This window comes from Pantoea sp. T14 (assembly GCF_036663535.1).
In the GTDB taxonomy this organism is placed as follows: domain Bacteria; phylum Pseudomonadota; class Gammaproteobacteria; order Enterobacterales; family Enterobacteriaceae; genus Pantoea; species Pantoea phytostimulans.
Genome location: NZ_JAWUEB010000011.1, coordinates 170,233 through 185,524, shown reverse-complemented (window position 1 = coordinate 185,524; position 15,292 = coordinate 170,233). Strand labels below are relative to the sequence as shown.

General features: G+C 53.0%; 11 protein-coding genes. 4 read left to right on the top strand and 7 right to left on the bottom strand.

The window, feature by feature from the left end:
- Positions 1-10: 10 nt before the first annotated feature.
- Entirely contained in the window at positions 11-922 is a 912-nt protein-coding gene (rdgC, locus tag SC127_RS04580; protein WP_332625422.1) for a recombination-associated protein RdgC, read from the bottom strand.
- A 146-nt stretch (positions 923-1,068) separates the two neighbouring features.
- Between rdgC and mak the strand changes: the two genes are divergently transcribed.
- Positions 1,069-1,980 (top strand): fructokinase, encoded by a 912-nt coding sequence (gene mak / locus SC127_RS04575; protein WP_215847478.1) that lies wholly within the window; start codon positions 1,069-1,071, stop codon positions 1,978-1,980.
- A 230-nt stretch (positions 1,981-2,210) separates the two neighbouring features.
- Here the strand turns inward: mak and SC127_RS04570 are convergent, their stop codons facing one another.
- Positions 2,211-3,605, bottom strand: a complete 1,395-nt coding sequence (locus SC127_RS04570) for a PTS transporter subunit EIIC (protein ID WP_243078430.1) — start codon at positions 3,603-3,605, stop codon at positions 2,211-2,213.
- A 283-nt stretch (positions 3,606-3,888) separates the two neighbouring features.
- On the opposite strand from SC127_RS04570, the gene SC127_RS04565 reads away from it, so the two are divergent.
- Complete coding sequence (locus SC127_RS04565) at positions 3,889-5,088, top strand: enolase C-terminal domain-like protein (RefSeq protein ID WP_243078429.1); 1,200 nt, start codon at positions 3,889-3,891, stop codon at positions 5,086-5,088.
- A 2-nt stretch (positions 5,089-5,090) separates the two neighbouring features.
- Here the strand turns inward: SC127_RS04565 and SC127_RS04560 are convergent, their stop codons facing one another.
- Entirely contained in the window at positions 5,091-5,807 is a 717-nt protein-coding gene (locus SC127_RS04560) for a GntR family transcriptional regulator (RefSeq protein ID WP_332625419.1), read from the bottom strand.
- A gap of 153 nt (positions 5,808-5,960) precedes the next feature.
- The gene (gene eat, locus SC127_RS04555) at positions 5,961-7,325 is read right to left on the bottom strand and encodes an ethanolamine permease (protein WP_215847476.1); all 1,365 of its coding nucleotides are present in this window, start codon (positions 7,323-7,325) and stop codon (positions 5,961-5,963) included.
- A 258-nt stretch (positions 7,326-7,583) separates the two neighbouring features.
- Between eat and SC127_RS04550 the strand changes: the two genes are divergently transcribed.
- Together SC127_RS04550 and qhpR are read left to right on the top strand one after the other, a co-directional pair.
- Positions 7,584-8,588 carry a phosphotransferase enzyme family protein gene (locus SC127_RS04550; protein WP_243078427.1) on the top strand — a complete coding sequence of 335 codons (1,005 nt, stop codon included), beginning with the start codon at positions 7,584-7,586 and terminating at the stop codon, positions 8,586-8,588.
- A 155-nt stretch (positions 8,589-8,743) separates the two neighbouring features.
- On the top strand, positions 8,744-9,811 hold the full coding sequence (qhpR, locus tag SC127_RS04545; protein WP_243078426.1) for an AraC-like transcriptional regulator QhpR: 1,068 nt from the start codon (positions 8,744-8,746) through the stop codon (positions 9,809-9,811).
- Here the strand turns inward: qhpR and SC127_RS04540 are convergent.
- From SC127_RS04540 to sbcD, 3 genes are read right to left on the bottom strand one after another with little or no spacing between them, the layout of a single operon-like run.
- Complete coding sequence (locus SC127_RS04540; protein ID WP_332625417.1) at positions 9,804-10,145, bottom strand: cell envelope integrity TolA C-terminal domain-containing protein; 342 nt, start codon at positions 10,143-10,145, stop codon at positions 9,804-9,806. The two genes, qhpR and SC127_RS04540, sit on opposite strands and share 8 nt — an antisense overlap.
- A 10-nt stretch (positions 10,146-10,155) precedes the next feature.
- Positions 10,156-13,830: an AAA family ATPase gene (locus SC127_RS04535; RefSeq protein ID WP_332625415.1), complete on the bottom strand. Its 3,675-nt coding sequence runs from the start codon at positions 13,828-13,830 to the stop codon at positions 10,156-10,158.
- Positions 13,827-15,020 carry an exonuclease subunit SbcD gene (gene sbcD / locus SC127_RS04530; protein WP_243078423.1) on the bottom strand — a complete coding sequence of 398 codons (1,194 nt, stop codon included), beginning with the start codon at positions 15,018-15,020 and terminating at the stop codon, positions 13,827-13,829. Before sbcD ends, SC127_RS04535 begins: the two co-directional genes overlap by 4 nt.
- Positions 15,021-15,292: the final 272 nt, after the last annotated feature.

Below are 15,292 nucleotides of genomic sequence, written 5' to 3'. Positions count from 1 at the left end.
GCCATTTTTTTTAGCGCTGCGATTCTCCGCCCAGCGCTTCCACCAGATTACTGGTAAGCGCGGCGAGTTCGCTGGTCATCAGGATAAAGTCAGCGTCGAAGCGCTGAGCAAAATCTTCACGATCGATATCGTCGTTTTGATCGCGTAGCGTGTCGCTGAACTTCAGGCGTTTTACCGAACCATCGTCCGACAGCACAAACTGGATGCGTTCCTGCCAATCCAGCGCCAGTTTAGTCACCAGCTTTCCGGCTTCAATGTGGTTAGCGATTTCATCACACACCAGATCTTGTTTCTTGCAGCGGATTACGCCGCCATCTTCCAGAATCGCTTTTAACTCCGCTTCATCCATTAGCGCAAAACCGGCGGGCAGATCGCCTGAGCGTACCCATTCAGTCAGTGTCAGCTCAATCGGACTTTCTAATGTCAGCGGCACTACCGGCAATGAACCGAGGCTTTTGCGCAGCAAAGCGAGCATATCTTCCGCTTTTTTGGCGCTGGCGCAGTCAACCATGATCAGGTTGTTTACGGTGTCGATCCACATATAGGTCTGGCTGAAACGGCTGAAAGCACGGGGGAGCAAACTGTGCAGCACTTCATCTTTCAGCGAATCTTTTTCGGTCTTTTTCAGCTTGCGGCTCTGTTCTGCTTCCAGCTTGTCGATTTTGGCTTCCAGCGCCTGTTTAACTACGGGCGAAGGCAGCATTTTCTCTTCTTTACGGGCGCAGATCATAATCTGCCCGTTATTCTCATGAGTCAGTGCATCACTGCGATTGCCCATCGGCGGCACCCAGCCGGTTTTGCTCATATCCTGGCTGCCACACGGCGAAAAAGTAAAGGCGTCGAGCTGTTTTTCCATCTCGTCTGCGGACAACGGAATGTCACGATTCAGACGATAAACCATCATATTTTTAAACCACAACATCAGGATTCCTTACCGTGGCGCGATCGGGCGCACAAGTCTAACAGAGTCAGCGCGCATGATAGCGAAACATAGGATTGGTTTCATTGCCTTTCCGGTAAGCGCCCTCTACTGTATCTCTCACCTGAACGAATAATGAGGAATAAACCGTGCGTATAGGCATTGATTTGGGTGGAACAAAAATTGAAGTTATCGCCTTGTCTAATGAAGGCCAGGAGTTGTTTCGCCATCGCATTAATACCCCGCGTGACGACTACCAAGCCACGGTACAGGCAATTGTTGACTTAGTGCTATTGGCAGAAGAGAAAACCGGTCAAACCGGCACCGTAGGATTAGGTATTCCCGGCACGATTTCGCCGTATAGCCAGCGCGTAAAAAATGCCAATTCCACCTGGCTTAATGGGCAACCGCTGGATAAAGATTTAGCCGAGGCGCTGAATCGTGAAGTGCGCATCGCTAACGACGCGAATTGTCTGGCCGTTTCTGAAGCCGTGGATGGCGCGGGCGCAGGCAAATCGCTGGTGTTTGCAGTGATCATTGGTACCGGTTCGGGTGCCGGTGTCGCCATCAAGGGTGAATCACGCATTGGCGGCAATGGGAATGCGGGCGAGTGGGGACATAATCCGCTGCCGTGGATGGATGCCGATGAATTACGTTATCGCGAAGAAGTACCGTGCTATTGCGGGTTGCAAGGGTGTATTGAAACCTTTGTGTCAGGCACCGGTTTTGCCATTGATTATCAGCGCCTGAGTGGTGTGTCGCGTAAAGGGGCTGAAATTATTCAGTTACTGGAGCAGCAGGATCCGGTTGCTGAGCTGGCGATGAGTCGCTACGAAATGCGTCTGGCGAAGTCGCTGGCACAGGTGGTGAATTTGCTTGATCCCGATGTCATTGTGTTAGGCGGCGGCATGAGCAATGTTGATCGCCTATATCACACGTTGCCCGCGTTGATGAAGAAGTGGGTATTTGGCGGAGAGTGTGAAACGCCGGTGCTGAAAGCCATGCATGGTGATTCGAGTGGTGTACGGGGAGCCGCTTGGTTATGGCCGCTGAAGAGCTGATATTCTCGTTAAGTGCCAAGGGTGTTTCAGGCGGCACGGGCGGTTGTTACCTAAAGACGGCGTAACCCGTTCCCTGCAGCCTCGTCCGCCATTTCCTTATGGCGGACGCTTTACGGTCACAACTCGCCAGCACCCATTTATCCATTGTGCCGTTGTCAAAACAGCAACATCAACGCTCGGATCAGCCCTGGCTTCCATGCAAGCTTAAAGCAACGAATGCCCTACACATCTTACTGTGACTTTTGCGAAGCGATGTGTAATGACTCGCTCTTTCCGACTAACAAGAGGGTTAATGAATAGGAAAGTACCAGCGCTATTCCCACGCCAGATAAAGCGAACATGAAGTAGGGGCCAATATAAGCGGGCAAACTGAAAATGCTCGACAGGATATAACCATATAAACGCACACCGAAAAAACCGACGAAGGCAGAGGCAACGGAGCTGGCTATGGTGGCGGCAATAAACGCTTTTTTGTAGCGCGTAAGCACGCCAAACAGCGCAGGTTCAGTTATGCCCAGCAAGGCGGAAATAGCCGCTGAAAGCGTGACGGTTTTATCCTGGCGATCTTTATTAAGGGTCCAAATGGCGAAGGTAGCACCTGCAATCGACATATTGGCCATAAACATCATGGGCATCAGCATGTCATAGCCGCGGTCGCTGAAATTTTGCAGGGCAATGGGCGTCATAGCGTGATGCATACCGGTTAACACCGCCAGCGGGCGAATAGCCCCAACAATAATTCCGGCAAAACTGGATGAAACACCAAATAATCCCTCAATAAACCATGCCAGACCTTTGCCCAGCCAAATGCCGATCGGGCCGATAATCACTAATGCGGCGAGTGCGGCAAGAAATAGCGTAAGCGTTGGCGTGAATACCGTTTTCAACACATCCGGCATGATTCTGTCCACGCCGCGATGAATATAACTCAACGCCAGAATGGAAAAAATCACGGGAATGACGCTCGATGCGTAATTAAATATTGAGACCGGCACAGCATTCAAAAACCAAAATGCGGTGACGGCACCTTCCTGATGAGTTGCCAGCGCTTTTGCCGCGTCTGTTAAAGAGGGATACATCAAACAGGCCGCTACCGCAGCTGCAAGGTATTCATTGGTTTTAAATATTTTTGCCGCAGAAACCGCCAGGAAAAAGGGCAGGAAATAAAAGACGCCGCTGGCGATGAGATCGATTACGATAACCGTATCGCTTTTCGCTGAAACCACGTTAAGCGCAACCAGTCCGGCTAATAAGCCTTTGATCATACCTGCACCCGCAATGGCCGGAACAATCGGGCCAAACACACCCGAAACGGTATCCATGAACAGAGAGACGAGACTTTTGCGTGTTTTATCCTGCGGTTTTTTATTAACCGCTTCTGGTTTCAGTACGGCAATTAATTGCTCATGCCAGCTATTCACCTTTGGGCCAACAATAATTTGAAATTGATCGCTTTGCATCTGCGCGCCTAATACGCCCGGCAATTTTTTAATCGCTGCATGATCCACTTTATTCTCATCAAGCAGATCGAAGCGTAAACGCGTCATGCAATGCCAAACCTTATTAATATTATCCTGCCCACCGACTAGCTGAATAATCGTATTCACAATTTCTTGCGTACCCATAAAAACTCCTGCGGACAGAGGTTATTGTTTTAATTAGCGAGGGAATGGTAATGAATGGGTGTTAACAAAACAAACCAATAAAACATGAGTAAGCTCACACTTTGCAGCAATGAAAGGGCTTAACAAGGCTGTTTGACTAAATTGGTTCGTTTTTTTAACAAAAAAATAAAAGAAAACTGACCAAAATAAAGTTAAAAAAACGTTTTGCTTCAGAGCAATTTCGAGGTGAAGATATTTGCCTGAATATTTTATTTCCTTTGATAAAAAAGCAGGAGCTCATGCTGTGACCCCAACGATTATTGAAAATATCGAGTGTTTCATTACTCGTCCGGATCGCCATAATCTGGTGACTGTGCGCGTTACAACCAATAAAGGCGTAACAGGTCATGGCTGTGCTACGTTTCAACAGCGTCCGTTGGCCGTAAAAACGTTAGTTGATGAGTATTTACATCCGCTGCTAATCGGGCGTGACGCTAATAATATTGAAGACCTCTGGCAAATGATGAACGTTAATGCCTACTGGCGTAACGGTCCGATCATGAATAATGCGATTTCCGGTGTCGATATGGCGTTGTGGGACATCAAAGGTCAGCTGGCAGATATGCCGCTTTATCAGTTACTGGGCGGAAAATCACGCGATGCGATTGCCGCCTATTCCCACGCCAGCGGGGAAACGCTGGAAGCCTTGTTTCACTCAGTAGATGAATTACTGGCGCAAGGTTATCGCCATATTCGTTGTCAGTTGGGCTTCTATGGCGGCACGCCAGAAGCGTTGCATTCGCCACAAGATGCGACACAGGGCGCTTACTATTCTCAGCAAGAGTACATGACCAACACCGTTGAGATGTTTCGTGCGCTGCGCGAGAAATATGGTAACAAGCTGGAAATTTTGCATGATGTGCATGAGCGACTGTTTCCGCAGCAGGCGGTGCAGCTGGCTAAACAGCTGGAGCCTTTCCAGCCTTATTTTATTGAAGATATTTTGCCGCCGCAGCAGTGCGCCTGGCTGGAACAGGTGCGTCAGCAAAGCAGCATTCCCTTGGCATTAGGGGAGTTATTTAATAATCCGGCAGAATGGCATGATCTGATTATTAATCGCCGCATCGATTTTATTCGCTGTCATATTTCGCAAATTGGCGGCATCACACCGGCAATAAAACTGGCGATATTATGTCAGGCTTTTGGGGTTCGTCTGGCATGGCACGGACCGGGCGATATGACGCCGATCGGCGTGGCGGTGAATACCCATCTCAATATTCATTTTCATAACGCGGCAATTCAGGAGTTTATTCCACGCTCAGCGTTAACTGACGCCGTATTCCCCGGCGCGCCAGAGGTGAAGCAGGGTTATGTTTATCCGCCACAACAAGCGGGGATTGGCGTCACCTTCAATGCTGAACGGGCGGCACAGCATCCGCTGGTTTATCGTCCCCATGAATGGACGCAAAGCCGCTTGCCTGACGGCACAATTCACACACCTTAAACTCAGCGATTTTCCTGACGATACTCAAGATTATTGTGATTAAAAGGGGTGAGGTAAGTGCAGGTGTAATTGATATCGGTAATGTCGCTAATTTCATAAACGCGCCCGCCCTGCAACATGCCCCGGTTGATGATGTGCATCGCCGGGCTGCCTTTTTTACAGCCTAACAACGCGGCCTGTTCACGACTGATACAGATTGCGCGATAGCTGGTGAGCATATGTGAAATGGTATAGCCCTTGCTCAGCACATATTTTTGCATTGAGCGTTCAGTGACCTCGCGGGTGAGATCGGGAAACAGTGACACCGGCAGACGAGAATGCTCAATCTGTACAGCGACATCATCAACATAGCGCAAGCGGCAGAAGGCCCAAATAAAAGTCTCGTCATCAATGTCGAATATCTTCTGTTCATCGCTGTCGGGTCGGCGCTTGTGCAAACTGATGAGGCGGAAGTGAATTTGGTCAAAGCGTTTTTCGGTGATCGAGTTGTAGACCAGTGGATTGCTGCGCACTGACGCATTAATCCAGATGCCCGAACCCTGAACAATGCGTACGGCGCCAATGCTAACCAGTTTTTCCAGTGCCTGACGGATAGTGAAGCGTGACACGCTATACTCTTCGGCCAACTGGCGTTCGGGTGGGAGTTTACGCGGCCCGTCAGCGTCGGACTGATAAATCTTGCTAAGCAGATCCTGGGTCACGAACTCTTTTTTCTTCATCTACATTCCTGCTGCGCGTCACGTGTTGGCTTGGCAGGAATCATATCACTCGCAAGCAAAGCGTTAATAGCAAAGGCCGATTTAGCCTAATCGTCTGGTCACGACTGAATAAACCGGCCTCGAGTACCTCTTTAACCCAGGTAACGCGTTAACTTATTCTCCCACTAACATGCTGTCTTGTGGTGCGCTGTCGCGTTGTGATTTAGTCGCCAGGAAATAAAGATATCCCACTGCCATAAATGCCACGAACAGCGCGCCGATCACTGGGTTAAACCACAACATCGCCAACAGGCATACCACTGAAAGCACCAATGCAATGCCAGGGACAATCGGATAACCCGGCGCACGGAAACTGCGTTCCATTTCCGGTGCCGTTCGGCGTAGCTTGAACAGGCTAAGCATGCTCATGATGTACATCACAATGGCGCCAAACACCGCCATCGTGATCATCGCGGCGGTCAGCGTCATGCCTTGCAGATTAATAAAGCCATCACTGTAAATTGCAGCGATACCAATTAAACCGCCCGCGATAATGGCGCGATGTGGCGTCTGAAAGCGTGAGAGTTTCGCCAGACCTGGCGGTAAATAACCGGCGCGGGCCAAAGCAAAGAACTGGCGAGAATAGCCAAGAATAATACCGTGGAAGCTGGCAATCAGACCAAACAGGCCAATCCACACCAGCATGTGCATCCAGTTAGAGTTTTCACCCACAATCATTTTCATGGCTTGCGGCAGCGGATCGTTGATACCTGATAACGTGCGCCAGTCGCCCGCGCCGCCGGCTAACACCATCACACCAATCGCCAGCACCACCAAGGTCAGGATGCCAGTAATGTAGGCTTTCGGGATGGTGCGCTTAGGATCTTTGGCTTCTTCTGCCGCCATCGCCGCGCCTTCAATGGCGAGGAAAAACCAGATGGCAAAAGGAATTGCCGCGAAAATACCGGAAAGCGCAGGCATGCCAAAGCTGTCGCTGCCCGCCCAGCCGTGAGACGTAAAATTGGTCAGGCTAAAGCCCGGCGAGACCACGCCCATAAACACCAGCAGTTCCATCACCGCCAGTATCGTGACCACCAATTCGAACATCGCGGCCAACTTCACGCCGAGAATATTCAGCGTCATGAAAACAATATAGGCACCGACCGCCGCTGTTTTAGGATTAAGATCGGGATATTGCACGTTGAGATAAGCGCCAATTGCCATCGCAATCGCCGGGGGTGCAAACACAAATTCAATCAAGGTCGCCAGGCCAGCAATCATTCCGCCCGTTTCACCAAAGGCGCGGCGGCTATAAGCAAACGGGCCACCGGCGTGGGGAATGGCGGTGGTCAGTTCGGTAAAGCTGAAAATAAAGCAGGTGTAGAGGGTGGCAATCAGCGCGGTAGTGATTAAAAAGCCCAAGGTGCCCGCCACGCCCCAACCGTAACTCCAGCCAAAATATTCGCCTGAAATGACCAGGCCAACTGCGATTCCCCAAAGATGCAGGGCACCTAATGTGGGTTTGAGCTTGCTCGTCATAATGTTATCCCCGTCGTTGTTGGTGCTAAGCGGCATGGACACCGCGATTTAATCGTTTGCGCTACAGTGAAGGGATAATGCCGCTGCCTGGGTGATAAAGACTTGACGCGAGCGCGGTGAGTTTTGTCCTCCACGGTCAACTTAGAGGCAAAAACGGTGCCAGATGCACGCTGCGGTCAACTTTAGGTGGCCTGCGGTCAAGCAGTTGCGGAGCTGGCGTCCCATGCTGATAACACGCAAGCTACTGGAGCCGAACTGATGAGTGCTAAACAATATGACAGTCTGACTGATTCCCAACTGACCGCGCTGGCGCAGCAGGCGCTAAGCCGCTATCCCGCTGCGCTTCAGGGCGAGCTGAGCTTGCTGTGTCGCTCCGAAAACGCCACTTTTCTGTTAAAAGCGGCGGGAAAGCGCTACGCGCTGCGCCTGCATCGTGGCAATTATCATCAGAAAGCTGACATCGTCAGTGAATTGCTGTGGCTGGATGCGCTGCGGGAAACCGGCATCGTGGTGCCGGAAGCGGTAGCGGATAATGAAGGGGAAAAAGTGTTGACGCTGTTGCTGCCCGAAGGCGGCGCGCGTCACGTGGTGTTGTTTCACTGGATCGAAGGCGAGATGCCCACCACCGATGTCGATCCCAAAGCCTTTCAGCAGTTGGGCAATATCACCGCACGACTGCATCAGCACAGTAAAAGCTGGCAGAAACCCGCCGGATTCCAACGCATCATTTGGGATCACCACACCATGACCAGTGCGCAAAGTCATTGGGGACGCTGGCAAGACGCGCCAGCGCTCGATCCTGCGGATCATGGCGTGGTTGAAGAGGCGATAGATCGTGTGGGCCAGCAGTTAGACACTTTCGGTAAAGGCGCGGATCGTTACGGTTTGATCCATGCGGATCTTCGCCTGACTAACCTGCTGCTGCACAAAGGCGAAACGCGGGTGATCGATTTTGATGATTGCGGCCTCGGCTGGTATCTGCATGATCTGGCCGCCGCGATCAGCTTTGTTGAGCACCATCCTCGTGCCGGAGAGTGGGTCGAGAATTGGATCCGCGGCTATGAACAGGTGGCGCACATCAGCGATAAAGAGATGGCGATGGTACCGACCTTGCTGATCCAGCGCCGTATCCAGCTTACCGCATGGGTAGGATCGCATGCTGAAACTGAAATGGCGCAGAGTTTGGGGCCACAATGGGCCGCGCATTCTGTCCGTCTTTGCCGCCGCTATCTGGAAACTGAACAGCTGCCGGTCGGCGCGTAATGCACCAGCGGTGAGCGCATATGCGCTGCCGCGGTGCCTCGCTTCGTTTCTTTTACGCGTGCTTTACGTTAAAGGTGTGATATCGCGCCATCCTGAGCTGGTATGAAAATTGCTGCACAGAAAGAGAGATCACTAATCTACTTTCTGAGGCGACCATGAACCCGACGATGATGAGACAGCCCGACGCGTTTGCCGCACTCTCGGCGGCGGGGTCGGGCAATCATGGCGTGCTGGCGGCGGCAGCTACCGGCCTCAGCGACTTTATTCATACTCGCGGCGGCGATGTAGATCGCATATTTGGCATTAGCGGCATCGATCCTGAACGGCTCGCCAGTCCGACGCTGAGTCTGGGGCTGGTCAACTATTGTCGCGTGATGGAAGAGGCGGCGCGTCACTCTGCGTTTGATAACTTCGGTTTGCACTACGGCAAGCAGTTTAAACCGCAGTCATTAGGCTTGATTGGTTACATCGGGTTGTGCTCGGCCACGCTGGAGCAGGCGCTACACAATGTAGTGAATGCTTTTCCCTGGCATCAACACGATACCTTGACCCGGCTGGTGGACAAAGGCGACAGCTGGCGGCTCGATTATCAGGTGCGCCACGGCGCAATCCTGACGCGACGTCAGGACGCCGAATTAACCTTGGGCATGTTCATGAACCTGATTCGTCACGTTGCCGGTAAAAACTGGGCGCCGCGCGAAGTACATTTCGAACATCCACGTCCAGAGCAGTGGCATGAGCACTGCAAAGTGTTTGATGCGCCGGTGTGGTTCGATCAACCGTTTAATTCGCTGGTGATCGCCAAGCGCGATTTGATGCGCAGCATGCCAGAAAGCGATCCGATGTTATTGATGGTGATGCAGGATGCGATTCGACGTTTAAACAGCGCGGCCTCACAGCAGAGTATTGTTGAGCAAACGCGTTCGCAGGTTAATCTTTCGCTGATGCAGGGCGAACCGGTGCTGGAAGAGATAGCGGATAAACTGGGATTATCAGGCGCATCGTTACAGCGGCGCTTGCGCGAAGAGGGAATAAGTTTTACTGCGCTGGTGGATAAAGTGCGTTGCGAAATGGCGACACACTATTTACAGCAGAAGCAGCTGCCGATCTCAGAGATGGCGCTGCTGCTGGGATATTCAGAAGTCAGCGCTTTTTCACGCGCTTTCCGCCGCTGGTTTGGTATCAGCCCACGCCAGTGGCGGCAGGATCTACAGGTTAGTTAGCGTCGGTTTGAGGAAAGATAATCTCCAAACCTTCAGGCGCGTTTTTAGGCGGTAAAGGTAAATTGCGCATGCTGCTGACGGTTTGCCAGGATTTCAGGCACAGCGCTTCATCGCCTTCCGTGCGTAGCACATTGTATCGGCCATCTGGACGACGTTGTGCTGTCACTTTGCAGGTTTTGCCTGCATATTTCGTGCTATTGCCGAAGTTCTGAATCAATGCGCTATTCACCTGTTGCAGATACGCATTAACCTCTGGATCCGTTCCCGTGGCCGCTTTTTGACTGCATCCCGCCAGCAGCGCAACACAGGCGCTGCAAATGATCCATTTCGTCATTCTCATCTCCTCACGGGCTGGGCAAATCGAGTTTGCTGTAGCCCAGACCATTCATTTTCTGCACTTTGATCTGCACCGGAATACGCTCTTTCATCGCCTCGACGTGACTGATCACACCAATGGTTTTGCCGCTGGCGTTGAGCGCATCCAGCGCATCCAGCGCGGTATCCAGCGTTTCGGCGTCCAGCGTACCGAAGCCTTCATCAAGAAACAAAGATTCGATACGCGTTTTATGACTCACCAAATCGGACAGCGCCAGCGCCAGCGCCAGGCTTACCAGGAAGCTTTCGCCGCCAGAAAGCGTGCGCGTGTCACGGGCGGTGTCGGCTTGCCAGGTATCGACAACGTCCAGTTCCAGTAGATCCAGCGCGCGGCGTTGCAGCAGATAACGCCCGTGTAAGCGATCCAACTGACGATTGGCCAGCGCCACCAGATGATCAAGCGTCAGCCCTTGGGCGAACCGGCGGAATTTGTCGCCGCTGGCCGAACCAATCAAGTCGTTGAGCAAGCTCCACTGCGCCAGCGCGACGTCGTCTTGTTCAATCTGCTGCATTAATTCTTGCTGCTGAGCGCGCAACGTTGCATCGCTAAGTAACTGCTGCTGCGCCTGTCCTTGCTGACTGGCGTTATCGCGGAGTGCCAGCCGTAGATTTTCTAGCTGCTCACTTAATGCCTCAGCAGATGTCGGCATATTCTCTGGCTTCGCCTGTTGATGCGCGGCAAAACGCTGCTGCACTTCCGCCAGTCGCGTCCGTTGCTGCTGCTGTTGCTGATCCAACTGTTGCAGGTGATGACGCAACTGCTGCGCAACCTGTTCTTCCAGCAAGGCCGCGCGCAGGCTGGCTTCATCGCTAAAGGCGGCGGCGCTCAAGGCGCTGTTGAACGCCTGCTCGGCATCGGCCAGGCGCGTTGCCAGCGAGGTTAACTGGGTATCCATCACTGTCAGCTGTCCGCCCAGGCTGCTGACTTGGGTTTGCGCTTGCTGCCAGCGGCTTAAGCTTTGCGCCAGCTGTGACTCTTTTTGTTGCAGCGTCGCCTGCATCTGCTGGCGCGCAGACGACACATCGCGATCGCCAAACAGTGAAGTGCGCCGTTGGCGCTGTGCGTCAAGCTGCGAGGTAATCAGCGTGAGCTGTTGTTGCTGAGTGTTAAGGCGTTGCTGCTCGCTTTCAAGCTGCTGCTGAAGAGCGTTGACCTGGCTTTCAGCGCGCGTCAACTGCGGTTGCAGTGTGGCGAGCCGCTGCTCGCTCTTTTGCCACTGCTGCCAACGCTGCTGCTGAGCCGCTAACCAATTTTCACGTTCTTCCGGCGACGGCGACGTTAGCGCGGCATCGGTCAGTTGCTGTTGTAGCGCATCGTTAAGCTGCTGCCAGTTAGCGTGTTCCTGCCGTTGACGCTGCTGCACGCCTTCCAGCGTTTGCTGCTGATTTTTTAAGGTTTGCTCAGCCAGTTGCTGCGCCTGCTGATGTTGCTGTAAAGCCTGCTGTTGCTGAATGTAGCGCTCTTTCGCGGTCTGGCGTGTGCGCTCAGCGGCGTCCTGCGCCTGAAGCACTTGATATAGCCGGGTTTCCTGCTCGCTTTGCTGCTGCTGCCAGCGCGTTAAATCAGCCTGATCGTTAAGCGTGAAGGTAAGTGCCAGCTCACTGCTCAGTGCTTGCCACTGCTGAGTAAGGGTTTCATTCTGACGGGTAAAATCAGCGATTTCTTCGCGTAGCGTTTGCTGCTGAAGGGTGAACTGATTTAGCTGCTCTTTTTTGCTGGTTCCCGCTTCTCGTAACGCCTCGACCTGAACTTTAAGCGCCGCCAGCCGCTGCTGGTTTTCGCTGATTTCCAGTTGGGTGTAAGCCTCAACTGCCGGATGGGTGCAAGAACCGCACAGCGGGCAGGGCTGATCGGCCTCAAGGCGTGCGCGGTAATCAGCGAGATCGGCAATATGCTGTTCCAGCGCGCAAATCTTCTCGACATCTGTTAGCTGCTGATTTTCACGCTTCCAGTCATCACGCAGCTTTTGCAGTTCAGCTTCGCCCTGCTGGTGCGCTTTTTCCAGCGCAACAAGGCGCTGCTGACGTACATTAAGCTGCTGTTGCAGCGGTTGCCACTGCGAGGCGATAAGCGTCAAGTTCTGTCGCTTATCACGGCTGTTTTGCAGTTGCGTAAGGGAATGACGCACCGTTTCAGGCGGATCGTTTTGCTGTAGCGAAGTTAGTACTTGCTCCGCCTGTACCACTACTTTTAAAGCCTGCTGTTCGGCTTGTTGCAGCGGTGCTGCCTGTTGCGCTTGTTGGCTAAACTGCTGCTGCTGCTGGGCTAACTGCTGCTGCAACTGTTGATGCTGCTGGGTTAATTCAGCCAGCACGATTTCACGCTGGGTTAACTGGGCAAACCGTTCCTGCCATAGCGACAGCGATGCGCCCCATTGCGCCACATCCGCCAACTGCGCGCAAATCACCTGCTGAGCGGCTTGCTCTTTTTGCAACGTCTCAAATTGCGCATTTTCACGCGACAGCGCTTGCTGTGCCTGCTCGCAGACGCGTTGTTGCCGATCCTTTTCACCTTGCTGCTGCTGTGCTTGTTGATGCAGCGTGGCGATTTGCTGATCGAGTGGAATCACCTGTTCCGTTAACAGAGTTTCCTGCTGCTGCTGCACGTGCAACGTCTGTTCGCGCACCTGCTGCGCGTCGGTGTAGGCAAGTTGTTCACGTTGTTGAGTCGCAAGAGACTCCTGATGCTGCTGCGAAAGCTGCTGTTGAGCCTGCAGCACGTCACGCTGTTCGCGCTGTAATTCGTCACGCTGTTGCAGTTTGCCGCGCAGCTTCTCTGCCGGTTCGCTGCGAGCCAGCCGCTGACGATCGACTTCGGCGGCTTGCCACGCCTGTTCTGCCTGTTGCAAGGCGTCAGCGATCTGCTGCACATCAGCACTGAACTGCTGCGCCTGCTGCTGCCATTGCTGCTGTTGATGGGCATTATCATATTGCGCGGTTAGCGTCTGCTCCGCTTCGGTAAGTGAAGCGATTTGCTGCTGTAACGCCGCTCGCGTTTCGGTATCAAGCAGCGCCATACCGCCCGCTCGGCTGCGCAGCAGCGCTAAGGCATTTTTTGACTCTTTATGACGTTCAAAGATTGCCATGGAAATCAGGCCATAAATCTCTGTGCCGGTGAGTTCTTCCAGCAGTTCAGCCCGTTCGCCTGATTTGGCGTTAAGAAAAGCAGCAAACTGGCCTTGTGATAGCATCATTGAACGCGTGAAGCGTTCGAAATCGAGGCCGGAAAGCGTTTCGATCAGCTTTAGCTTGTCGCTGACTTTGTCTGCGACAATCTGATCGTCGGCACAGCGTGCCAGTTCCACGCGTGGTGCCTGCAACTTGCCATCCGCCGTGCCGCGTGCGCGGTTCTGGCTCCAGAAGGCGCGCCAGGCTTCGCCTTTGATTTCAAATTCAACTTCCGCCAGACATTCAGCGCAGTCGCGCGTCATCAACGCATTTTGTGTTTGTGAGATGGCACCAAGACGCGGCGTTTGGTGATACAGCGCCAGGCAAATGGCGTCCAGCAAGGTGGTTTTACCCGCGCCGGTTGCGCCGGTAATGGCAAATAATCCATTGCTGGCAAAAGGTTCTGCACGGAAGTCGATAAACCACTCACCGCGTAACGCGTTGAGGTTTTTAAAACGTAGCGTGAGGATCTTCATGTGTTCTCCTCAATGTCAGCCAGCGTGCTGCGGAACAGCGTATTGAGCTGCTGGAGTTGTGCTTCATCCATGTCGCTGTCCAGGGCTAAGCGGCGAGCAAATACCTCTTCTACTTTCAGTTCGCTCAGCGTTTCGTTCTCAAGCCGCGCAAGGCTGTGCTGGCGCAGTTCACGGCTGCGGCGCAACAGCAGCACCTCAACCGGCAATTCAGCGGTCAGCGCTTCAACCCGACGCTGCAAATCACTGAGATATTCCTGCGTCGTGACTTCAATATCCAGCCACACCGGTTTCTCATCCTGATAGGTTTGATATTCGGCAAGCTGCTGCTCAATTTGCGCCAGCGAGCCTTTGAGCATCTGCATCGGCTGAAACTGCGGCACCGTAAGCGGTGTGACGCTTTGCAGACCATGGGGGGCAAATTCAAGCAGGAAAACGCTTTTTTCCGTGCCTAATTCATCAAAACTCAGCGGAATGGGGGAGCCGCTGTAGCGAATATGTTCACTGTTGGCCACGCGCTGCGCACGATGAATGTGGCCCAGTGCGATGTAATCGGCGGCAGGGAAAGCGGAAGCCGGGAATGCATCTAACGTCCCAATATAGATATCGCGCACTGACTCGCTTTTGCTCACGCCAATCGTGGTGAGATGGCCTGTGGCGATAATCGGCAAGGACAATGCATGCGCCTGGGCGGCGACAAAACTGCGCTGATAGTGGGCGGAAATAGCGTCCAGCAGGTTAACCTGTTTTTCGCGGCCTGATTGACCTGCACGGCTGCGCATGATGTCACGCGGACGCAGATAGGGAATGGCGCACAGCAGCGCGCCCGGTTCGCCCTTACGGTTGTTCAGCACCAGCACTTCGTCGATCGGTGTCGCAATAACGCGGGTATTCAGGCAGGCAAGCAGCTCGCGTGACTCATTCAGTGTGGCCACCGAATCGTGATTACCTGCCAATATCACTAACTGGCAGCCGCTGGGCTGTAGCGCCACCACAAAGCGGTTAAACATTTCACGTGCATAGCTTGGCGGTGTACCGGTATCAAACAAGTCACCGGCGACGATCAAGGCATCGACCTGATGTTGCTCAATCTGTGCCAGTAGCCATTCAAGGAAAGCCTGATGCTCAGCTGCCCGGCTTTTATTGTAAAAGAACTGCCCCAAATGCCAGTCCGCGGTATGAATGATGCGCATAGAACTCCCTGCTAAAACCAAATGCCCGGCGATTATACCTCATACTTCAAGCTGCAGATGCGTTGGCTGCGCGTGCGTGCTCCGGGCTCTTATCCGCTTGCCGCCTCCCTGCAGCTCGAATTATTTCGGCTATCAATTTATAAATGCGGCCTGCTTAAATAAATTTTCACGTCTGGCCTCAGCGCTTAACGCAAATCATAAAATGTTATGTCGCTGTCAACGTTCGGTATTAAAGCCTGATTTAACAGGGTATGTTTTTCATAAAAGTGTCA